Origin of the sequence: Streptomyces sp. NPDC006140, assembly GCF_040628815.1 — a bacterium.
Lineage (GTDB): Bacteria > Actinomycetota > Actinomycetes > Streptomycetales > Streptomycetaceae > Streptomyces.
This window is the reverse complement of sequence record NZ_JBEXTS010000017.1, coordinates 137,758-159,411: the sequence shown is the minus strand read 5'-3', so window position 1 is coordinate 159,411 and position 21,654 is coordinate 137,758. Positions and strand designations below refer to the sequence as shown.

The following is a 21,654-nucleotide window of genomic DNA, read 5'->3' as shown; positions in this document are numbered from 1 at the left end:
GCAGAGCGGAGGCGTGGCCTACGCGCAACTGATCAGCAGCGCGGCCCCTGTTGCCTCGACCCAGAAGTAGAACCAGGACGGACAGAACGCCGACGGCCGTTCCACCGCACGCGCCACGAGCCGCCCGAACGCCATCCCGGCCAGTGACACGGCCACCGTGAGAACCACTCCCGACCGCAGACCGCCGGCGGCGCCGAGGACCGTCCAGGCGAGGAGCGCACCGACGGCGACGCCGAACCCCCCATACACCGCCCGGACTTCGGCACGGGCCTCCGGACCGGTCAGTTCGATCCCGAAGGGCCGGATGAGCGCGCCGGGGGCGACGAGCCCGAAGAGGCCCATCCCCAGGAAGAACAGGGCGACGGCGCCGATGAGGAGAGAGGACATGGTGAGGAGGGTGCCGCCGGTGCGCACGGGCCTCAATTACCTCCCGGGTCATGCGCGGGGCTGCGTACGAGCCGCCCTCCTCTGCTCTCCGCGATCCGCTTGACGTCCCGCAGTGACTCGGTCAGCCGCCGGGCCAGATAGTGCAGTTCCACGCTCGTCACCCGGCGCTCCGTGAGGAGTTCGCAGGCATGGCCCAGCAACTCGCCCGCCATGCCGAGCTGCACGTTCTCGATCTCGTCGGCGAGCCGCGAGACGTAGCCGGTCCCGTCGCCGACGAGGTAGCACGGCCGGCCCTCGGGGCTCGCCCACGGCAGCAGCCGGCCGCCCGCGTTGTGGTGATCTGCTCCGTCGCTCATGCGCTGGCCCCCACGCGCAGGTAAGGGCGGACCAGTTGGTTGTCCTCGCCCCGGAGCGGGCGCTCGTCGGGGAGCCGGGCTGCCGGGCAGACGTACGGGCACACGGGCGGTGCCGCCGATCGCCGTCGCCTCCCTCGGGGAGGGAACAGGAGACGGAGGAGCGGCTCCAGGAGTTGGGCGATGAGGTCTGTCACGACTGCCTGCCTTCTCTCACCTGGGGTGACTGCGTTCTGTGGTGAATCGCTCACAGAGTGGGGTCGGCTCTGGCTACGCTGCCAGGGGTCGGAGCTTGACATCGCGCTTGTCAGGAAGAGGAGTTGGCCGCATGGACGAACGCCGCACGGCTCGGACACCACGTCAGAAGTACGGAGAGGAACTTCGGCTGAGGCGAACGGCCGCCCGGCTCACCCAGGAGGAACTGGGCGACCAGGTCGTGTGCTCGCCCACGCTGATCAGCCGTTTCGAGGCCGGGCGGCGCCTGCCCAACCCCGATGACGCCCAGCGGATCGACCGGGCGCTGGGGACGGACGGGTTCTTCGTCCGCTGGCTGGCGGACCTCGACTCGGACTTCCGCGACGACTTCGCGCGTGTGGTCGAGCTGGAACAACAGGCGACAGTGATCCAGCAGTTCGCGCTCACGCTGGTGCCAGGCCTGCTCCAGACTCCTGAGTACGCGCGAGCCGTGTTCGGTGCCTATCGGCCGAACCACACCGCGAAGGAACTTGACGAGGTCGTTGTCATCAGAACGCGGCGGGGCCGACTGCTGGACGATCCGTCGAGGCCGGTCGTCTGGACGCTCCTCGACGAAGCCGTCCTCAGGCGGCGAGTCGGCGGTCCCCGCGTCATGGCCGAACAGTTGCAGAAGATCGGGGACCTGGCCGAGTCAGGACGGCTGTGTCTGCATGTCGTTCCGTACGACGTGGGCGCACACGCACTCCTCGAGAGCCTGCTCACACTCATGAGCTTCGAAGACTCCGCACCCGTGGCCTACGCCGAAGCGTTCAGGACCGGCAACTTGATGGACGATCCGGCCCTGGTGAGCACCGCGCAGTCGGCCTACGCTCTTGCACTGGGTGACGCATTGTCACAACAGGACTCACTCGCCCTCGTCAGGACGGCAGCGGAGGAACACGCGCATGGCCAGCACTGAAATCACCGGGTGGTACAAGTCCAGCTACAGCGGAGGCGAGACGCCGCAAGGCGAATGCCTCGAAGTCGCCCCCAGCCGACCTGACGTACCCGTCCGCGACAGCAAGACCCCCGACAGCCCGATCCTGCTCCTCTCACCGCCCTGCTGGACCGCGTTCGTCACCGCCCTCAAGGCCGGTCACCTCACCGCCGCAAGCTGTAGCTGACCAGCGACGCCCCCACCACCGACCCGAACGCCGGGAGCAGGAACTGCGCGAACGCCTCCCAGCCCCACGCGATCCCCGCGCACGCCGCCGTGATGTTGATGGCCAGGGACAAGATCCACAGGGCGACGCTCTGGGCCTGGGGTGACATCGTTCCTCGTCGTCATTCGGTCCGGGGAGAGGGAAACGGGCGGAGTCGAATCAGCCCGGCCCCGGACTCGGAAGGGGGCGGAATTCCGGTTCGGGTGTCCGGTTCAAAGGGGGAGTGCCGGGGGTGTTCTCGCGCGCTGCCGAAGGGCCCGGCGCCACGACCGCGTGGTCCCCGGACAGCGCCGGAGCCATCACCAGCAGCGTCAACGTGCTGACGGCGCACAGGCCGACGAGCAGCGCTCCCGCGGTGTGCGCGCGCCGAGGGGTGTCAGGGCCGGGAGGAGACATCAGCGTCACGGTCGCTCCGGAATCGAGTCCCGCCCCCCTTTGATGAACCCCTGGATTCTCCCATGGGAATGGAGAACAAAAGGGGCGTCCCGCATTCTTGAACTGTAAAGCTTCGGCGCTTTCCTGTGAATTCACCGTGAAAACTGAGCCCCTGTCCGCATACTGATCGGTCGCTTTATGTCAGGGCCTGCGAAGGCGTTTCCGGTCCGCGCCCGCCGCCGCTGTCGTACCCGGGCGGTACGGTCGGATCATGACCGATCAGGCGGGGGCCTCCCAGGCGGGCGAGCGGCGGCTGGCCACGCTGGAAGGCGTGCTGGAGCGCATCACATACGCCAACGAGGAGAACGGCTACACGGTCGCCCGGGTCGACACCGGCAGAGGCGCAGGCGACCTCCTCACGGTCGTCGGCGCGCTCCTCGGCGCCCAGGTCGGCGAGTCCCTGCGCATGGAGGGCCGCTGGGGCTCCCACCCGCAGTACGGCAAGCAGTTCCACGTGGAGAACTACACGACGGTCCTGCCGGCCACCGTCCAGGGCATCCGCCGCTACCTCGGCTCGGGTCTGGTCAAGGGCATCGGCCCGGTCTTCGCCGACCGCATCACCCAGCACTTCGGCATGGACACCCTGAAGATCATCGAGGAGGAGCCCAAGCGGCTCATCGAGGTCCCCGGCCTCGGCCCCAAGCGGACGAAGAAGATCGCCGACGCCTGGGAGGAGCAGAAGGCCATCAAGGAGGTCATGCTTTTCCTCCAGACGGTCGAGGTGTCCACGTCCATCGCGGTCCGCATCTACAAGAAGTACGGCGACGCCTCCATCTCCGTCGTGAAGAACCAGCCCTACCGGCTCGCCGCCGACGTCTGGGGCATCGGCTTCCTCACCGCCGACAAGATCGCCCAGAGCGTGGGCATCCCGCACGACAGCCCGGAGCGGGTCAAGGCGGGCCTGCAGTACGCGCTGTCCCAGTCCACCGACCAGGGACACTGCTTCCTCCCGGAGGAGCAGCTGATCAAGGACGCGGTCAAGCTGCTCCAGGTCGACACCGGCCTGGTCATCGAGTGCCTGGCCGAGCTGGCCGAGGTCCCGGAGGACGGCGGGGACCCCGGTGTCGTACGGGAGAAGGTGCCGGGCCCGGACGGCGGGGAGCCCGTCACCGCGATCTACCTCGTCCCCTTCCACCGCGCCGAACTCTCCCTGTCCGCCCAGCTGTTGCGCCTCCTGCGCACGGAGGAGGACCGGATGCCGGGCTTCCGGACGGTGGCCTGGGACAAGGCCCTCGGCTGGCTGCGCACCCGCACCGGCACCGACCTCGCCCCCGAGCAGGAGGCCGCCGTCAAGCTGGCGCTGACCGAGAAGGTGGCCGTCCTCACCGGCGGCCCCGGCTGCGGCAAGTCCTTCACGGTCCGCTCGATCGTGGAGCTGGCCCGCGCCAGGAAGGCGAAGGTCGTGCTCGCCGCCCCGACCGGCCGGGCCGCCAAGCGCCTGTCCGAGCTCACCGGCGCCGAGGCCTCCACGGTCCACCGGCTGCTGGAGCTGAAGCCCGGCGGCGACGCGGCCTACGACCGCGACCGCCCGCTCGACGCCGACCTGGTCGTCGTCGACGAGGCGTCCATGCTGGACCTGCTCCTCGCCAACAAGCTGGTGAAGGCCGTACCGCCGGGGGCGCATCTGCTGTTCGTCGGGGACGTGGACCAGCTGCCCAGCGTGGGCGCCGGCGAGGTCCTGCGCGACCTCCTGGCCGACGGCGGCCCGATCCCGGCCGTCCGCCTGACGCGGGTCTTCCGCCAGGCCCAGCAGTCCGGCGTGGTGACGAACGCGCACCGGATCAACGCCGGCCAACACCCCGTCACCGACGGCATGAAGGACTTCTTCCTCTTCGTCGAGGACGACACGGAGGCCGCCGGGCGGCTCACCGTGGACGTGGCGGCCCGTCGTATCCCCGCCAAGTTCGGCCTGGACCCGCGCCGCGACGTCCAGGTCCTCGCCCCCATGCACCGGGGCCCGGCGGGCGCGGGCACCCTGAACGGCCTGCTCCAGCAGGCCGTCACCCCGGGCCGCCCCGACGTGCCCGAGAAGAGGTTCGGCGGACGGGTGTTCCGCGTCGGCGACAAGGTCACCCAGATTCGCAACAATTACGAGAAGGGCGAGAACGGGGTCTTCAACGGCACCGTGGGCGTGGTGACCTCGCTCGACCCGGTCGACCAGCGCCTGACGGTGCTGACGGACGAGGACGAGGAGGTTCCGTACGAGTTCGACGAGCTCGACGAGCTGGCCCACGCGTACGCGGTGACGATCCACCGCTCCCAGGGCAGCGAGTACCCGGCGGTGGTCATCCCGGTCACCACGGGCGCCTGGATGATGCTCCAGCGGAACCTGCTCTACACGGCGGTCACCCGGGCCAAGCAGCTGGTCGTCCTCGTCGGTTCCCGCAAGGCGATCGGCCAGGCGGTGCGCACGGTTTCGGCGGGCCGGAGGTGCACGGCACTCGACTTCCGGCTCGGTTCCACGAAAAATGATCGATCAAATGAGTCGTGAAGGTCACAAGCCACTTCCAGAAGGGGAACACAGGGGGCAGGATGAGCAAGTTGGCGGCACTCAGTGCCGTCAGTAGGCCCGATGGTCGACCCCGAGTGCACTCTCCTGAGCCAAGTGGGGGATGGTAGAGACAGTCAGGGCACCTCGAAGATGAGGCACAACGTCGGTGAGGGAAGACGTGAGCGACAACTCTGTAGTACTGCGGTACGGCGACGGCGAGTACACCTACCCGGTGATCGACAGCACCGTCGGTGACAAGGGCTTCGACATCGGAAAGCTCCGCGCCCAGACCGGTCTGGTGACGCTGGACAGCGGTTACGGCAACACCGCCGCGTACAAATCCGCCATTACCTACCTGGACGGCGAAGCGGGCATCCTGCGGTACCGCGGCTACCCGATCGAGCAGCTGGCCGAGCGCTCCACCTTCCTGGAGGTCGCCTACCTGCTGATCAACGGCGAGCTGCCGACGGTCGACCAGCTCTCGGCGTTCAAGAACGACATCACGCAGCACACCCTGCTGCACGAGGACGTCAAGAACTTCTACAAGGGCTTCCCGCGGGACGCCCACCCGATGGCCATGCTGTCCTCGGTCGTCTCGGCGCTGTCCACGTTCTACCAGGACAGCCACAACCCGTTCGACGAGCGCCAGCGCAACCTCTCCACCATCCGCCTGCTCGCCAAGCTCCCGACGATCGCGGCGTACGCGTACAAGAAGTCGATCGGTCACCCGTTCGTCTACCCGCGCAACGACCTCGGCTACGTCGAGAACTTCCTCCGCATGACCTTCTCGGTCCCCGCGCAGGAGTACGAGCTCGACCCGGTCGTGGTCTCCGCGCTCGACAAGCTGCTGATCCTGCACGCGGACCACGAGCAGAACTGCTCGACCTCCACGGTCCGCCTGGTCGGTTCCTCGCAGGCGAACATGTTCGCCTCGATCTCCGCCGGCATCAACGCCCTGTGGGGCCCGCTGCACGGCGGCGCCAACCAGTCCGTGCTGGAGATGCTGGAGGGCATCCGCGACTCCGGCGGCGACGTGGACTCCTTCATCCGCAAGGTGAAGAACAAGGAGGACGGCGTCCGCCTGATGGGCTTCGGCCACCGGGTCTACAAGAACTTCGACCCGCGCGCCAAGATCATCAAGGCCGCCGCGCACGACGTCCTCTCCGCGCTCGGCAAGTCCGACGAGCTGCTGGACATCGCCCTGAAGCTGGAGGAGCACGCGCTCTCCGACGACTACTTCGTCTCGCGCAGCCTCTACCCGAACGTCGACTTCTACACGGGCCTGATCTACCGGGCCATGGGCTTCCCGACCGAGATGTTCACGGTCCTGTTCGCCCTCGGCCGGCTGCCGGGCTGGATCGCCCAGTGGCACGAGATGATCAAGGAGCCGGGCTCCCGCATCGGCCGCCCGCGCCAGATCTACACGGGCGTGGTCGAGCGCGACTTCGTTCCCGTCGAGGAGCGCTGAGCCGCAGTACCGCTTCGGGCCCCCGTATCCGGTTGCCGGGTGCGGGGGCTTTCGCGTGTGCGGAGCGGGCGGCGAAAAAAGAAGGCGCCCTGGAGCGCCGGTCCCCCCACGGGCCGACGACCAGGGCGCCTTCCCAGTCCCGGTTCGGATTCCCCCCACGGGATCCGGCCGGGCGTCTGTGAGGACAGCGCCTGAATCGCTGTGTGAGCACAACGAGCAAAACTCGCCGTACTGCTTGGTGTGCGATCTGCCGGGACAGCGCACGCCCGGGAGGGCCGCTCAAAGCTTCCCGGTGTACGTGCCCCGGCAACGCATCTCTGGAGAGGTCCCCCAAGACATCTCCAGATGCCAGGTGGCGCCCCCCAAGACGCTCCCTGACATCGTCAACTTAGACCTTCGAACCCCTTGAATGGTTACGTTCACATCACTGTGATCTGCGTCTCTTGCGTATGTCCGTTAGATGCGCAAGAGCCCGGATATGCCATCCGGGACTCAAGCGTAAGGATGATGCGCGAGCCTTGTGAAGAGCTTATGTGAGCCGGGCCCGGGACTCCAGAGGGGCTCAAATCACGTTCGCCGCGAACTTAGGGCGAATTCGGGGTACTTCACCGGAATGTCCGCAGTCGCAGGCTGTTCGTGACGACGAAAACGGACGAGAAGGCCATCGCGGCCCCCGCGATCATCGGGTTCAGCAGCCCCGCGGCGGCCAGGGGCAGCGCCGCCACGTTGTAGCCGAAGGCCCACACGAGGTTGCCCTTGATCGTGGCCAGCGTCCGGCGGGACAGCCGGATCGCGTCCGCGGCCACCCGCAGGTCCCCGCGCACCAGCGTCAGATCGCCCGCCTCGATCGCCGCGTCCGTGCCGGTGCCCAGGGCCAGGCCCAGGTCGGCGGTGGCCAGCGCGGCCGCGTCGTTGACGCCGTCGCCCACCATGGCCACGACCCGGCCCTCGGCCCGCAGCCGCCGTACGGCGTCCACCTTGTCCTCGGGCAGGACCTCCGCCACCACCCGGTCGATTCCGACGGCGGCGGCCACCGCCTCGGCCACCGCCCGGTTGTCCCCGGTCAGCAGCACCGGCGTGAGCCCCAGCGCCCGCAGCTCGCGCACCGCCTCGGCGCTGGTCTCCTTCACCGCGTCCGCCACGGTCAGCACGGCCCGCGCCGTCCCGTCCCAGCCGACCGGCACCGCCGTGCGCCCGGCCCGCTCGGCCGCGTCCCGCGCGCGGGCCAGCTCCGGCGGTACGACGTCGAAGAGCCGCCCCACGGCGACCTCACGGCCCTCCACACGCCCGCGTACGCCCCGCCCGGGGACGTTCCGGAACTCCTCGGCCTCCGGGAGCTGTCCGGCCCTCTCCTCGGCGCCCAGGGCGATCGCCCGGGCCACGGGGTGCTCGGAGGCGTGCTCGACGGCGCCCGCGAGTCGCAGCACCTCCTTCTCGTCGGCCCCCTCGGCGAGGTGGACCTCCTGGAGGGTCATCCGGCCGGTGGTGACCGTGCCGGTCTTGTCCAGGACGACCGTGTCGATCCGGCGCGTGGACTCCAGGACCTCCGGGCCCTTGATGAGGATGCCGAGCTGGGCGCCCCGGCCCGTGCCGACCATCAGCGCGGTCGGCGTGGCCAGGCCCAGCGCGCACGGGCAGGCGATGATCAGCACCGCGACGGCCGCGGTGAACGCGGCGACGCCGTCGCCGGTCAGCCCGAGCCACACCCCGGCCGTGCCGGCGGCGATCAGCAGCACGACCGGCACGAAGATCCCGGAGATCCGGTCGGCGAGCCGCTGCACCTCGGCCTTGCCGTTCTGCGCGTCCTCCACCAGCTTCGCCATCCGCGCGAGCTGCGTGTCGGCGCCGACCCGGGTGGCCTCGACGACGAGCCGGCCGCCCGCGTTGACCGTCGCGCCCGTGACCGTGTCCCCGGCCGCCACGTCCACCGGCACCGACTCGCCGGTCAGCATCGAGGCGTCCACCGCGGAGGTCCCCTCGACGACCGTGCCGTCGGTGGCGATCTTCTCGCCGGGCCGTACGACGAACCGGTCGCCGACGGCCAGCCGCTGCGCCGGGATCAGCACCTCGCGGCCGTCGCGGAGGACGGCGACCTCCTTGGCGCCCAGCTCCATGAGCGCCTTGAGGGCCGCTCCCGCGCGGCGCTTGGAACGGGCCTCCAGATAGCGGCCGAGCAGGATGAAGGCCGTGACGCCGGAGGCGACCTCCAGGTAGATCGAGGAGGCGCCGTCCCCGCGCGAGACGGTGAACTCGAAGGGGTGCCGCATGCCCGGCATGCCCGCGTCACCGAGGAACAGCGCCCACAGGGACCAGCCGAACGCGGCCAGCGTGCCCAGGGAGACCAGCGTGTCCATGGTGGCGGCGCCGTGCCGGGCGTTCGTCCAGGCCGCGCGGTGGAAGGGCAGTCCGCCCCAGACGACGACCGGGGCGGCCAGGGTGAGCGAGAGCCACTGCCAGTTGTCGAACTGCAGCGCCGGGACCATCGCCATCAGCACCACCGGGACGGCGAGGGCGGCGGAGACGACGAGACGCCGGCGCAGCGCCGACAGCTCGGGGTCCTCACCGGCCCCGGGCGCCTCCTCGCGCGGTGGCGCGGGCTCCTCGGCGGTGTACCCGGTCTTCACCACGGTGGCGATCAGGTCGGCGACCTCGGTGCCCGCGGGGTAGGTGACGCGGGCCTTCTCCGTCGCGTAGTTCACCGTGGCCGTGACGCCGTCCATGCGGTTGAGCTTCTTCTCGACGCGGGCCGCGCAGGAGGCGCAGGTCATCCCGCCGATGAGCAGCTCGACCTCCGCGAGGGCGGGCTCGCCGTCCGTCGGCGCCTTGGCGGTGGTGCTGGTCATGTCCGTACTCCAGGTGGTGCGGTGCGCCCGGGAAGCGGAACGGGCCGTACGGGCCGGGGCGGCGGCGTACGGCCCGTACGTCGGTACGAGTGCCAGGGCCGACGGGTCTCAGACCTGGCTGCTTGCCCGGACCGGGGTCTCAGGCCCGGCCGGCCAGCTCGAAACCGGCCTCGTCGACGGCGGCGCGCACGGCCTCGTCGTCGAGCGGGGCCGCCGAGACGACGGTGACCTCGCCGGTCTTGGCCACGGCCGTCACCGAACTGACGCCGGAGATCTGGGAGATCTCGCCGGAGACGGCGCCCTCGCAGTGGCCGCAGCTCATGCCGCTCACCTTGTAGACGGTGGTGACGGAGCCCGTGGTGTCGGTCTGGGCGGTCATGTCGTTACTCCTCGTCGAGGCGTGTGGGGCTGTGGGGTCCGCTGAGGGATCCTTACACCCCACTGTACCCCTAGGGGGTATGAGTTCACGTCGGGCGCCCGGCGAGCGGATAGCGTTCCTGCCCTGGCCGGTCATGAACGGAAGGCGGGTGGGTCCATGCGGGCCGTCGTGTTCGAGCGGTACGGGGAGACGGCCGAGGTGCGGGAGGTCGCCGATCCGCAGCCGGCGGAGCACGGGGTCGTCGTGCGGGTCGAGGCCACGGGGCTGTGCCGCAGCGACTGGCACGGCTGGCAGGGCCACGACCCCGACATCACCCTGCCGCACGTGCCCGGGCATGAACTCGCCGGGGTCGTCGAGGCGGTGGGCGCCCGGGTGGGCCGGTGGCGGCCCGGAGACCGGGTCACCGTGCCGTTCGTCTGCGCCTGCGGCACCTGCCCGTCCTGCGCGGCCGGCGACCACCAGGTGTGCGAGCGCCAGACCCAGCCCGGTTTCACGCACTGGGGCTCCTTCGCCCAGTACGTGGCGCTGGACCACGCCGACGTGAACCTCGTGGCGCTCCCCGGGGACCTGTCCTTCGCGACGGCGGCCTCCCTCGGCTGCCGGTTCGCCACGGCGTACCGCGCGGTGGTGCGGCAGGGGCGGGTCGCGGCGGGGGAGTGGGTGGCGGTGCACGGCTGCGGCGGGGTCGGGCTGTCGGCGGTGATGATCGCGGCGGCGTCGGGAGCGCGGGTCGTGGCCGTCGACGTGTCGGCCGCGGCCCTGGACCTGGCGCGGAAGTTCGGCGCGGCCCGGTGCGTGGACGCGCGAGCCGTGCCGGACACCGCGGCGGCGGTCCGCGACCTCACCGGCGGCGGCGCCCATCTCTCCCTGGACGCCCTCGGCTCACCGGTCACGTGCGCCGCCTCCGTGAACGGCCTGCGCCGCCGCGGCCGGCACGTCCAGGTCGGCCTGCTGCCCTCGCCGGACGGCACGACCCCCGTGCCGATGGCCCGCGCGATCGCCCTGGAGCTGGAACTCCTCGGCAGCCACGGCATGGCCGCGCACGGCTACCCGCCGATGCTGGAGCTGGTCCGCGGTGGTGTGCTGCGCCCCGACCTGCTCGTGACGTCCACGATCCCCCTGGCCGGGGCCCCGTCCGCGCTGGCCGCGATGGGGACGGCACCGGGAGCGGGGGCGACGGTCATCGAGCCCTGGAGCTGACGGCCTGTAGACGACCGTGCCCCACGCGGTGGTGGGGCACGGGATCGGGGCGGAGTGGATCAGTCGGCTCTTCGGGCGCGGTTGCCGGGCCTGGAGGCGACCCAGGCCCGGACGGTGTCGGCGTACCAGTAGGGCTTGCCGCCCTCGACGTGGTCGGGCGGGGGCAGCAGGCCGTGCTTGCGGTAGGACCGCACGGTGTCCGGCTGCACCCGGATGTGTGCGGCGATCTCCTTGTAGGACCAGAGCCTTCGGTCGGTCATGACGTGCACCTCCCCGCGAGCACCACGGCGGCGGCCGGGGGCGGCCGTCCGGGGGAGCCGGGTGCTGCGCTGGTGATCAACAAGCCTGTGTCCGGTCAACGACGCCCCGTGACCCGGGGCAGGGCCTGTGCGCCGGGTGTGACGGAAGGTCCGCGTACACGCGACATGCGTGACAGGAAGGGGGTGTTTGTGACACAGCCGGGGCAAAGGCGCGCGCCGGAGTGTCGGCGGGGCGCCTTGACGCGGTACCCGGACCAGGTCACGCCGAAAGCGCTGTCATGATCTGGTCCGAATGTCCGGACAAAACATTGACAGGGCTTCGTGAAGGGGGCTACAAAGCCGGGGAGAGCCGACACCGAGGGGACACCGATGGCGTACGACCTGATCACCATGGGGCGGATCGGAGTGGATCTGTATCCGCTGCAGACGGGCGTCCCGCTGCCGCAGGTCACGTCCTTCGGCAAGTTCCTCGGCGGTTCGGCGAGCAACGTCGCGGTCGCCGCGGCCCGCCTGGGACGGCACACCGCGGTGATCACCCGGACCGGCGACGACCCCTTCGGCACCTACCTGCACGAGGCGCTGAAGGGCTTCGGCGTGGACGACCGCTGGGTCACCCCCGTCCCCGGCCTGCCCACCCCGGTCACCTTCTGCGAGATCTTCCCGCCGGACGACTTCCCGCTGTACTTCTACCGGCAGCCCAAGGCCCCCGACCTGGAGATCGACGCCCACGAGCTCGACCTCGACGCGATCCGCGACGCCCGCGTCTTCTGGATCACCGGCACGGGCCTGAGCGAGGAACCCAGCAGGACGGCGACCCTCGCGGCCCTCGCCCACCGCGCCAAGTCCGGCACGACGGTCTTCGACCTCGACTGGCGCCCGATGTTCTGGACGGACCCCGAGGCCGCCCGCCCCTTCTACGAGGAGGCCCTGCGCCACACCACCGTCGCGGTCGGCAACCTCGACGAGGTGGAGGTCGCCACCGGCGTGCGCGAACCCCACGCCGCCGCCCGCGCCCTCCTGGACGCCGGTGTCGAACTGGCCGTCGTCAAGCAGGGCCCCAAGGGCGTGCTGGCCGTCAACAGCCGCGGCGAGAGCGCCGAGGTCCCGCCGCTGCCGGTGAACGTCCTCAACGGCCTCGGTGCCGGCGACGCCTTCGGCGGCTCCCTCGTCCACGGCCTGCTGGCCGGCTGGGACCTGGAGAAGACCATGCGGCACGCCAACGCCGCGGGTGCCATCGTGGCCTCCCGCCTGGAGTGCTCCTCCGCGATGCCCACCCCGGACGAGATCGAGGCGGCCGTCACCGCGGGGGCCGTCCAGTGAGCGTCGACGTCTGTGAACTCGTCCGGCTGCGCAGCCACCGCCCGGAGGCGATCGCCGAGGCCGCCGCCCGCCGCACCCGGCGCCCGCTGCTGAACGACAACGGCCGGCTGATGATCGTCGCCGCCGACCACCCGGCCCGCGGCGCCCTCGGCGTCGGCGGCCGCAGCATGGCCATGGCCAACCGCGCCGACCTCCTCGAACGCCTCTGTCTCGCCCTGTCCCGCCCGGGCGTGGACGGCGTCCTCGCCACCGCCGACATCCTCGACGACCTGCTGCTGCTCGGCGCCCTCGACGGCAAGGTCGTCATGGGCTCGATGAACCGCGGCGGCCTCCAGGGCGCCCGCTTCGAACTCGACGACCGCTTCACCGGCCACCGCCCCGAGGACATCGAGCGCCTCGGCTTCGACGCGGGCAAGCTGCTGCTGCGCATCGACTACGACGACCCGGGCTCGCTCACCACTCTGGAGTCCACCGCCCGGGCCGTCGACGCGATGGCGGCCCGCAAGCTCCCCGTCTTCGTCGAGCCGTTCATCAGCCGCCGCGACGAGACGGGCCGGCTGCGCAACGACCTGTCCGCCGAGGCCGTCACCCGGTCGATCGCCATCGCCTCGGGCCTCGGCGGCAGCTCCGCCTACACCTGGCTGAAGGTGCCGGTCACCGCCAACCCCGACGACATGGCCGAGGTCATGGCGGCCTCCACACTGCCCGCCGTCCTGCTGGGCGGCGAGGTCGGGGACGACCAGGACGGGGCGTACGAGAAGTGGCGCGTCGCCCTGCAACTGCCCACCGTGCGCGGGCTGGTGGTCGGCCGCTCCCTGCTGTACCCGGCGGACGGTGACGTGGCCGCCGCCGTGGACACCGCCGTAGGACTCCTGTGAGGGCCGCTTCATGACCAGTGAGCTGTACGTCCCCAAGGGCACCACCTCCGACGTGAACTACGTCCTGGACATCGACCCCAAGCGGGCCGGCTGGACGCACAGCAGCCTGCGGATCGTGGAGCTGACGCCCGGCGGCACGCACACCTTCACCACCGGGGACAGCGAGTGGATCGTGCTGCCCCTGTCCGGCGCGTGCACCGTGCGCGTCGAGGACGAAGAGTTCCCCCTCTCGGGCCGGGAGAACGTGTTCGCGTCGGTCACCGACTTCGCGTACGCGCCCCGTGACGCCCGGGTCCAGATCGCCTCCGGCGCGGGAGGCCGCTTTGCTTTGGCAGGAGCGAAGTGCGAGCGACAACTCCCCGCCCGCTACGGCCCCGCGCCGGAGGTCCCCGTCGAGGAACGCGGCAGCGGCACCTGCCTGCGCCGCGTCCGCAACTTCGCCTCCGCCGACGCCTTCGACTGCGACAAGCTCATCGCGGTCGAGGTGATCACACCCGGCGGCAACTGGTCCTCGTACCCGCCGCACAAGCACGACGAGCACCGGCCCGGTGAGGAGTCGGAGCTGGAGGAGATCTACTACTTCGAGATCGACGGTCCGAACGGTTTCGGCTACCAGCGCGTATTCCCCTCGCGTGAGGGCGGGTCCGACGTCCTCACGGAGGTCCGCTCCGGCGACGCCGTCCTCGTCCCCGACGGCTGGCACGGCCCGTCGATCGCCCAGCCCGGCCACGACATGTACTACCTGAACGTCATGGCCGGTCCGGGGGAGACCAGGGAGTGGCGGATCTGCTTCCACCCGGACCACACGGAGGGGTACCGATGACCACCCGCCTGACCGTCGCACAAGCGCTGGTCCGTTTCCTCGCCGCCCAGTACACCGAGCGCGACGGCGTCCGGCAGCGGCTCATCGGCGCCACCTGGGGCATCTTCGGCCACGGCAACGTCGCCGGCCTCGGCCAGGCGCTGCTGGAGCACGCCGAGGAGATGCCGTACCACCAGGGCCGCAACGAACAGGCCATGGTGCACGCGGCGGTCGGCTACGCCCGCCAGTCGAACCGCCTTTCCACGCACGCGGTGACGACCTCCATCGGCCCGGGCGCCACCAACCTGGTCACCGGCGCCGCCCTCGCCACCGTCAACCACCTGCCGGTTCTGCTCCTGCCCGGCGACATCTTCGCCACCCGCCCCGCCGACCCGGTCCTGCAGCAGCTCGAAGTGCCGTACGCCGGTGACGTGTCGGTCAACGACTGCCTGCGCCCGGTGTCGAGGTACTTCGACCGGATCACCCGCCCCGAGGCGCTGATCCCCTCGGCGCTGAACGCGATGCGCGTGCTCACCGACCCCGTCGAGACCGGCGCCGTCACCCTCGCCCTGCCGCAGGACGTGCAGGCCGAGGCGTACGACTGGCCCGAGGAGTTCTTCGCCGAGCGGGTCTGGACCGTCCGGCGCCCCGGGGCCGACCCGGCGGAACTGGCCGAGGCCGTGCGGACGATCCGGGCGGCCAAGCGGCCCCTGGTCGTCGCGGGCGGCGGCGTCCACCACAGCCGCGCCGAGGAGGCGCTCGCCGAGTTCGCCGAGACCACCGGCATCCCGGTCGCCTCCACCCAGGCCGGCAAGGGCTCCCTGCGCCACGACCACCCCCAGGACGTCGGCGGCATCGGCCACACCGGCACGGCCACGGCGGACGAACTGGCCCGCACGGCCGACCTGGTGATCGGCGTCGGCACCCGCTACACCGACTTCACCACCGCCTCCGGCACCCTCTTCGCGAACCCGGACGTCCGGTTCCTGAACCTCAACATCGCCCCCTTCGACGGCCACAAGCTCGCCGGGCAGGCCCTGATCGCGGACGCCCGCAGCGGCCTTCAGGAACTCACCGACGCCCTGCGCCTGCACGCGCACCGGGTCGCCGGCACCTACGCCACCGAGTACACCGAGGACAAGGAGCGCTGGGAACAGCGCGTCGACGCCTGCTACGAGGTGGACGAGCCCGACATCCGCCCGACCCAGCCGCAGGTCCTCGGCGCCCTGGACGAACTCGTCGACGAGTCGGACATCCTCATCAACGCGGCCGGCTCCCTCCCCGGCGACCTGCACAAACTCTGGCGGACCCGGTCCCGCGACCAGTACCACCTGGAGTACGGCTACTCCTGCATGGGCTACGAGATCCCGGCCGCGATCGGCGTGAAGCTGGCCGCCCCGGACCGGCCCGTGTGGGCCCTGGTCGGCGACGGCACGTACCTGATGATGCCGACGGAGATCGTCACGGCCGTGCAGGAGGGCGTCGCGATCAAGGTCCTGATCATCCAGAACCACGGCTACGCCTCGATCGGCGGCCTGTCCGAGTCGGTCGGCGGCGAGCGCTTCGGCACGGCCTACCGCTACCCGGCCGAGGACGGCACGTTCACCGGCCCGCCGCTGCCCGTCGACCTCGCCGCCAACGCGGCCAGCCTCGGCATGCGCGTGCTGCGCGCCAAGACCGTGCGGGACCTGCGGGAGGCCCTCGCCGAGGCCCGGGCCGCCGACACTCCCACATGTGTCTACGTGGAGACCCAAACGGCAGACACAGTGTCGGGCGCGCCCCCGGCGCAGGCCTGGTGGGATGTACCCGTGGCCGAGACCGCGACACGACCGTCCGCGGTCAAGGCACGTGAGCTGTACGAACGGCACGTCTCCACCCGACGCCGCCATCTGTGAAGGAGTTCCCGGCCATGACGAAGATCGTCAACCACTGGATCGGCGGCAAGACCGTCGAAGGCGCCTCGGGCACGCACGGGCCGGTGACCAACCCGGCGACCGGCGAGGTCACGACGAAGGTCGCGTTCGCCTCGGTCGACGAGGTGGACGCGGCGGTCGCCGCCGCCAAGGAGGCCTTCGCCACCTGGGGCCAGTCCTCCCTGGCCCAGCGCACCTCGATCCTCTTCAAGTTCCGGGCGCTGCTCGACGCCCACCGCGACGAGATCGCCGAGCTGATCACCGCCGAGCACGGCAAGGTCCACTCCGACGCCCTCGGCGAGGTCGCCCGCGGCCTGGAGATCGTCGACCTGGCCTGCGGCATCAACGTGCAGCTGAAGGGCGAGCTGTCGACGCAGGTGGCGAGCCGCGTCGACGTCTCGTCCCTCCGCCAGCCGCTCGGCGTCGTCGCGGGCATCACGCCGTTCAACTTCCCGGCGATGGTGCCGATGTGGATGTTCCCGATCGCCATCGCGTGCGGCAACACGTTCGTGCTGAAGCCGTCGGAGAAGGACCCGTCGGCGTCCGTCAAGCTCGCCGAACTGCTGGCGGAGGCCGGTCTCCCCGACGGCGTCTTCAACGTCGTCCACGGCGACAAGGTGGCCGTCGACCGCCTCCTGGAGCACCCGGACGTCAAGGCCGTCTCCTTCGTCGGCTCCACCCCGATCGCCCGCTACATCCACACCACCGCCTCCGCCAACGGCAAGCGCGTCCAGGCGCTCGGCGGCGCCAAGAACCACATGCTGGTCCTGCCGGACGCCGACCTGGACGCGGCTGCCGACGCGGCGGTGAGCGCGGCCTACGGCTCCGCCGGCGAGCGCTGCATGGCCATCTCCGCGGTCGTCGCGGTCGGCGCCATCGGCGACGAACTGGTGGAGAAGATCCGCGAGCGCGCCGAGAAGATCAAGATCGGCCCCGGCGACGACCCGACGTCGGAGATGGGCCCGCTCATCACGAAGGTCCACCGCGACAAGGTCGCCTCCTACGTCGAGGGCGCGGCGGCCGAAGGCTGCGAGGTCGTCCTCGACGGCACCGGCTACACCGTCGACGGCTTCGAGGACGGCCACTGGATCGGCATCTCCCTGCTCGACAAGGTGCCGACCAGCGCCAAGGCCTACCAGGACGAGATCTTCGGCCCGGTCCTGTGCGTGCTGCGCACGGAGACCTACGAGGAGGCCCTGGACCTCATCAACAACTCGCCGTTCGGCAACGGCACCGCGATCTTCACGCGGGACGGCGGCGCGGCCCGCCGCTTCCAGCTGGAGGTCGAGGCCGGCATGGTCGGCGTGAACGTCCCGATCCCGGTCCCCGTGGGCTACCACAGCTTCGGCGGCTGGAAGGACTCGCTCTTCGGCGACCACCACATCTACGGCAACGACGGCACGCACTTCTACACCCGCGGCAAGGTCGTCACCACGCGCTGGCCGGACCCGGCCGACGCCCCGACGGGCGTGGACCTGGGCTTCCCGCGCAACCACTGACCCTCGCGCCCGGGGCCGTCCGCATGGCGGACGGCCCCATTTTTTTGCGCACCCGCCCTGCGGTTCCCGCACCCGCCACGCCCGTGGCGCGGAAAGCCTCGATGCAACGTTAACGCGCAAATGACTGTGGCCCATGGCCCAGCAGGACCCGACCTACCTCCTCTGGACAGGCGGCATCACCACAGCGGCCACCCTGTACTGGGCCCTGTACCTCCGCCCGCGCAGGGAGACCCGCTGGCTGGTGTCAGTACCGGAGGCGTAGGGGCCTGCTTTTCAGGGGCGCGGGGAACTGCGCGAAAGGCCACAACGCACCCCGCGCCCGGCAACGCACAGCCCCCCTCGAGCTCGAAGCCGTACACCACGCGCAGTACGCCGAAAACTCCGTGTACACCCCTGGAAGGCCCCGCACTTCGGTCTCCGGTCGACAACTCATCGACAGCTTCACCCCGTACCGTTGACGCATGGATCTTCGACTGCCCGGACTGAACGGGCTGCTTCGGAGGCCTCGGAGGCTCCTCGCCGCCGGGGCCGCCGTCGTCGTTCTCGCGGGCGCGGGGACGTGGACGGCCGTCGCCGGCGACGAAGCGCCCCCGGTGCACCGCACGGACCGGCTCCTGGACACCGGGGACGGCGTGCGCATCGACACCTCCTTCTTCACCTCCGGAGGAGCCGGCCGCCGCCCCGCCGTCCTGCTCGGGCACGGCTTCGGCGGCAGCAAGAACGACGTCCGGCAGCAGGCCCAGGACCTCGCCCGGGACGGCTACGCGGTGCTGACCTGGTCGGCCCGCGGCTTCGGCAGGTCCAACGGGAAGATCGGGCTGAACGACCCCAAGGGCGAGGTCGCCGACGTCTCCAAGCTCATCGACTGGCTGGCGCAGCAGCCCCAGGTCGAGCTCGACAAGAAGGGCGACCCCCGCGTCGGCATGGCCGGTGGTTCCTACGGCGGCGCCATCGCCCTGCTCACGGCCGGCCACGACCGGCGCGTGGACGCCATCGCCCCGGCGATCACGTACTGGAACCTCGCCGACGCGCTGTTCCCGAACGGCGTGTTCAAGAAGCTGTGGGCCGGCATCTTCGTCAACTCCGGCGGCGGCTGCGAGAAGTTCGAGCCCGCGCTGTGCCGGATGTACGAGCGGGTCGCCGAGTCCGGCAAGCCGGACGCCGAGGCGCGCAAGCTGCTGGACGAGCGCTCGCCGTCCGCCGTCGGCAAGGACATCAAGGTGCCGACGCTGCTGATGCAGGGCCAGTCCGACTCCCTCTTCCCGCTCGGCCAGGCCGACCAGGCGGCGAAGGCCATCCGCGCGGGCGGCGCCCCCGTCGACGTCGACTGGATCGCCGGCGGCCACGACGGCGGCGACATGGAGACCGGCCGCGTCCAGGACCGCGTGAAGACCTGGTTCGACCGCTACCTGAAGGACGACAAGAGCGCCGACACCGGCCCCGCCTTCCGCGTCACCCGCACCCTCGGCCTGGGCTCCGGCGACGGCGAACCCCGCCTCACCGGCGTGACCTCGGACCGCTACCCCGGCCTGGAGAGCAAGCAGCGCTCCATCGCCCTGACCGGCCGCGAGCAGAGCTTCGACAACCCGCCCGGCGCCAGCCCGCCCGGCGTCTCCGCCCTCCCCGGCCTCGGCGGCGCCGGCGGCCTGAGCCGGCTGTCCACCCTCGGCATCGGCGTCTCCCTCGACTTCCCCGGCCAGTTCGCCGCGTTCGAGTCGGCGCCACAGCGCGAGGACCTCCAGATCACCGGTTCGCCCACCGCCACCGTCCACGTCAAGTCCACCAGCGACGACGCCGTCCTCTTCGCCAAGGTCTACGACGTCGGCCCCGGCGGCACCCAGCCGGTGCTGCCCTCCCAGCTCGTCACCCCCATCAGGGTCGAGGGCGCCAAGGCAGGCAAGGACGTCACGATCACGCTCCCGGCGATCGACCACGAGATCGACGACGGCCACCGCCTGCGCCTGGTCCTCGCCTCCACCGACCTCGGCTACGCCTCCCCGGCGGCCCCGGCGACCTACACCGTCTCCCTCAAGGGCGACCTGAAGGTCCCCTCGGGTCTCGGCCAGAGCAACACGCAGGGCCCGCTGCCCGCGTGGGTGTGGTGGCTGCCGCCGGCCGGCGCCGGCATCGCCCTGGCGCTGGTCCTCACGGGCCGCCGCCGTACCGCCGCCCCGGCACCGCCGGACCCCGAACTCGCCGACGTCCCCCTCCAGATCACCGGCCTGACCAAGCGGTACGCCAAGTCCTCCGACCGGTACGCCGTCAAGGACCTGTCGTTCCGCGTGGAGAAGGGCCAGGTCCTGGGCCTCCTCGGCCCCAACGGAGCGGGCAAGACGACCACCCTGCGCATGCTGATGGGCCTCATCAAGCCCGACGCCGGCGAGATCCGCGTCTTCGGCCACGCCATCAGCGCGGGCGCCCCGGTGCTCTCCCGGGTCGGCGCCTTCGTCGAGGGCGCGGGCTTCCTGCCGCACCTGTCCGGCCGCGAGAACCTGGAGCTGTACTGGCGCGCCACCGGCCGCCCCGCCGAGGACGCGCACATGGAGGAGGCCCTGCAGATCGCGGGCCTGGGCGACGCGCTCGCCCGCGCGGTACGCACCTACTCGCAGGGCATGCGCCAGCGCCTCGCCATCGCCCAGGCCATGCTCGGCCTGCCCGACCTGCTCATCCTCGACGAGCCGACCAACGGCCTCGACCCGCCCCAGATCCGTGAGATGCGCGAGGTGATGATCCGCTACGCCGCCGCCGGCCGCACGGTCATCGTCTCCAGCCACCTCCTCGCCGAGGTGGAGCAGACCTGCACCCACCTGGTCGTGATGGACCACGGGCAGCTCGTCCAGGCGGGCCCGGTCGCGGACATCGTCGGCTCGGGCGACACGCTCCTGGTGGGCACGGCCACGCCCGTGGACGAGCCCGTCGTCGAGAAGGTCGCCGCGCTGCCGGGCGTCGCCTCGGCCGTACGCGCCGACGAGGGCCTCCTCGTCCAGCTCGACGCCGACGGCACCCCGCAGCGCCTGGTCGCCGACCTCGTACGGCTGGACGTGGCCGTGCGCTCGGTCGGCCCGCACCGCCGCCTGGAGGACGCCTTCCTCACCCTGATCGGAGCCGAAGCATGAGCACGCTCGCCGAGCCGCCCGCCGAGGTCGCCGACGGCTACCGCGCGGGCCGCACCCTGCCCTTCCGCGTCGAGCTGGTCCGGCAGCTGAAGCGGCGCCGCACCCAGGTCATGGGCGGCGTCCTGTTCGCCCTGCCGATCGTCCTGCTCGTCGCCTTCCAGGTCGGCGGCGAGCCGGGCGGCGGCAACCAGCGGGTGAACCTCATGGACACGGCGACCGCGTCCGGGGCCAACTTCGCCGCGGTCAACCTCTTCGCCTCCGCCGGGTTCCTGCTCGTCATCCCCGTCGCCCTGTTCTGCGGCGACACGGTCGCCTCGGAGGCGAGCTGGTCGTCCCTGCGCTACCTGCTCGCGGCGCCCGTGCCCCGGGCCCGGCTGCTGTGGTCCAAGCTCTCCGTGGGGCTCACGCTCAGCCTGGCCGCGCTCGTCCTGCTGCCGGTCGTCGCCCTGGCCGTCGGCACGGCCGCCTACGGCTGGGGCCCGCTCCAGCTGCCCACCGGCGGCACGCTTCCGACCGGCACCGCCGCCCAGCGCCTGCTGATCGTCGTCGCGTACATCATGGTGTCCCAACTGGTCACCGCCGCCCTGGCGTTCTGGCTGTCGACCCGCACGGACGCCCCGCTCGGCGCGGTCGGCGGCGCGGTGTTCCTCACCATCATCGGCAGCGTCCTCGACGAGGTGACGGCCCTCGGCGACTGGCGCGACTTCCTGCCCGCGCACTGGCAGTACGCCTGGCTCGACGCCGTCCGGCCGCAGTTGGAGTGGACGGACATGATCCAGGGCACCTCCCTCTCGGTAACGTACGCGCTCGTGCTGTTCGCCCTGGCCTTCCGCGGTTTCGCCCGCAAGGACATCGTCTCCTAGGTCAACGGAGGATCACCCACCGGTCTCGAAGGGCCGCCTCCGTGGCCGCT

Annotated in this window: 18 protein-coding genes and 1 pseudogene; 13 read left to right on the top strand and 6 right to left on the bottom strand. The window is 71.2% G+C overall.

The genetic code is table 11. The features are described from left to right. Window positions 1–18 precede the first annotated feature (18 nt). A complete protein-coding gene (locus ABZ386_RS34535) occupies window positions 19–387 on the bottom strand; it encodes a DUF4345 family protein (RefSeq protein ID WP_351346578.1) in 369 nt (122 codons plus the stop codon). 32 nt (window positions 388–419) lie between these two features. Beyond that, entirely contained in the window at window positions 420–743 is a 324-nt protein-coding gene (locus ABZ386_RS34530; RefSeq protein ID WP_358967534.1) for a hypothetical protein, read from the bottom strand. Between the two features lie 325 nt (window positions 744–1,068). Here ABZ386_RS34530 and ABZ386_RS34525 point away from each other — a divergent pair, with 325 nt between their 5' ends. Together ABZ386_RS34525 and ABZ386_RS34520 are read left to right on the top strand one after the other, a co-directional pair. Further along, on the top strand, window positions 1,069–1,893 hold the full coding sequence (locus ABZ386_RS34525; RefSeq protein ID WP_358967532.1) for a helix-turn-helix transcriptional regulator: 825 nt from the start codon (window positions 1,069–1,071) through the stop codon (window positions 1,891–1,893). Beyond that, complete coding sequence (locus ABZ386_RS34520; protein WP_351346572.1) at window positions 1,880–2,098, top strand: DUF397 domain-containing protein; 219 nt, start codon at window positions 1,880–1,882, stop codon at window positions 2,096–2,098. Before ABZ386_RS34525 ends, ABZ386_RS34520 begins: the two co-directional genes overlap by 14 nt. On the opposite strand, the gene ABZ386_RS34515 is transcribed toward ABZ386_RS34520, so the two are convergent. Continuing rightward, window positions 2,076–2,246 carry a hypothetical protein gene (locus tag ABZ386_RS34515; protein WP_351346570.1) on the bottom strand — a complete coding sequence of 57 codons (171 nt, stop codon included), beginning with the start codon at window positions 2,244–2,246 and terminating at the stop codon, window positions 2,076–2,078. The two genes, ABZ386_RS34520 and ABZ386_RS34515, sit on opposite strands and share 23 nt — an antisense overlap. 537 nt (window positions 2,247–2,783) lie before the next feature. Between ABZ386_RS34515 and ABZ386_RS34510 the strand changes: the two genes are divergently transcribed. Together ABZ386_RS34510 and ABZ386_RS34505 are read left to right on the top strand one after the other, a co-directional pair. Continuing rightward, a complete protein-coding gene (locus ABZ386_RS34510; protein ID WP_355716889.1) occupies window positions 2,784–5,063 on the top strand; it encodes an ATP-dependent RecD-like DNA helicase in 2,280 nt (759 codons plus the stop codon). Between the two features lie 178 nt (window positions 5,064–5,241). After that, window positions 5,242–6,531, top strand: coding sequence for a citrate synthase (locus tag ABZ386_RS34505; RefSeq protein ID WP_114252723.1), 1,290 nt, complete (start codon window positions 5,242–5,244; stop codon window positions 6,529–6,531). Window positions 6,532–7,136: 605 nt separating this feature from the next. Here ABZ386_RS34505 and ABZ386_RS34500 read toward each other — a convergent pair. Both ABZ386_RS34500 and ABZ386_RS34495 read right to left on the bottom strand, forming a co-directional pair. Next, window positions 7,137–9,374, bottom strand: a complete 2,238-nt coding sequence (locus ABZ386_RS34500; RefSeq protein ID WP_358967529.1) for a heavy metal translocating P-type ATPase — start codon at window positions 9,372–9,374, stop codon at window positions 7,137–7,139. Between the two features lie 139 nt (window positions 9,375–9,513). Further along, window positions 9,514–9,753: a heavy-metal-associated domain-containing protein gene (locus ABZ386_RS34495; RefSeq protein ID WP_114252719.1), complete on the bottom strand. Its 240-nt coding sequence runs from the start codon at window positions 9,751–9,753 to the stop codon at window positions 9,514–9,516. Between the two features lie 156 nt (window positions 9,754–9,909). Between ABZ386_RS34495 and ABZ386_RS34490 the strand changes: the two genes are divergently transcribed. Next, window positions 9,910–10,953, top strand: a complete 1,044-nt coding sequence (locus ABZ386_RS34490) for a zinc-dependent alcohol dehydrogenase family protein (RefSeq protein WP_356617767.1) — start codon at window positions 9,910–9,912, stop codon at window positions 10,951–10,953. Between the two features lie 59 nt (window positions 10,954–11,012). Here ABZ386_RS34490 and ABZ386_RS34485 read toward each other — a convergent pair whose 3' ends face one another. Further along, window positions 11,013–11,213 (bottom strand): MerR family transcriptional regulator, encoded by a 201-nt coding sequence (locus tag ABZ386_RS34485; RefSeq protein WP_114252715.1) that lies wholly within the window; start codon window positions 11,211–11,213, stop codon window positions 11,013–11,015. Window positions 11,214–11,582: 369 nt separating this feature from the next. On the opposite strand from ABZ386_RS34485, the gene iolC reads away from it, so the two are divergent. The 8 genes and pseudogenes from iolC to ABZ386_RS34445 all read left to right on the top strand — a co-directional run bounded on the left by iolC (window position 11,583) and on the right by ABZ386_RS34445 (window position 21,604). Continuing rightward, window positions 11,583–12,533, top strand: coding sequence for a 5-dehydro-2-deoxygluconokinase (gene iolC, locus ABZ386_RS34480; protein WP_351346561.1), 951 nt, complete (start codon window positions 11,583–11,585; stop codon window positions 12,531–12,533). Next, the gene (locus ABZ386_RS34475) at window positions 12,530–13,411 is read left to right on the top strand and encodes a deoxyribose-phosphate aldolase (protein WP_358967526.1); all 882 of its coding nucleotides are present in this window, start codon (window positions 12,530–12,532) and stop codon (window positions 13,409–13,411) included. The genes iolC and ABZ386_RS34475 overlap by 4 nt, the downstream gene beginning before the upstream one ends. Window positions 13,412–13,421: 10 nt before the next feature. Beyond that, the gene (gene iolB, locus ABZ386_RS34470) at window positions 13,422–14,234 is read left to right on the top strand and encodes a 5-deoxy-glucuronate isomerase (protein ID WP_351346557.1); all 813 of its coding nucleotides are present in this window, start codon (window positions 13,422–13,424) and stop codon (window positions 14,232–14,234) included. Beyond that, window positions 14,231–16,108, top strand: a complete 1,878-nt coding sequence (iolD, locus tag ABZ386_RS34465) for a 3D-(3,5/4)-trihydroxycyclohexane-1,2-dione acylhydrolase (decyclizing) (RefSeq protein ID WP_351346555.1) — start codon at window positions 14,231–14,233, stop codon at window positions 16,106–16,108. The genes iolB and iolD overlap by 4 nt, the downstream gene beginning before the upstream one ends. 14 nt (window positions 16,109–16,122) lie before the next feature. Continuing rightward, entirely contained in the window at window positions 16,123–17,625 is a 1,503-nt protein-coding gene (gene mmsA, locus ABZ386_RS34460) for a CoA-acylating methylmalonate-semialdehyde dehydrogenase (protein ID WP_351346553.1), read from the top strand. A 133-nt stretch (window positions 17,626–17,758) separates the two neighbouring features. Further along, window positions 17,759–17,887: pseudogene (locus ABZ386_RS34455) on the top strand (hypothetical protein); the annotation flags it as partial. A 199-nt stretch (window positions 17,888–18,086) separates the two neighbouring features. Further along, window positions 18,087–20,741, top strand: coding sequence for a CocE/NonD family hydrolase (locus tag ABZ386_RS34450; RefSeq protein ID WP_358967523.1), 2,655 nt, complete (start codon window positions 18,087–18,089; stop codon window positions 20,739–20,741). Beyond that, window positions 20,738–21,604: an ABC transporter permease gene (locus tag ABZ386_RS34445; protein WP_351346549.1), complete on the top strand. Its 867-nt coding sequence runs from the start codon at window positions 20,738–20,740 to the stop codon at window positions 21,602–21,604. The genes ABZ386_RS34450 and ABZ386_RS34445 overlap by 4 nt, the downstream gene beginning before the upstream one ends. Window positions 21,605–21,654: the final 50 nt, after the last annotated feature.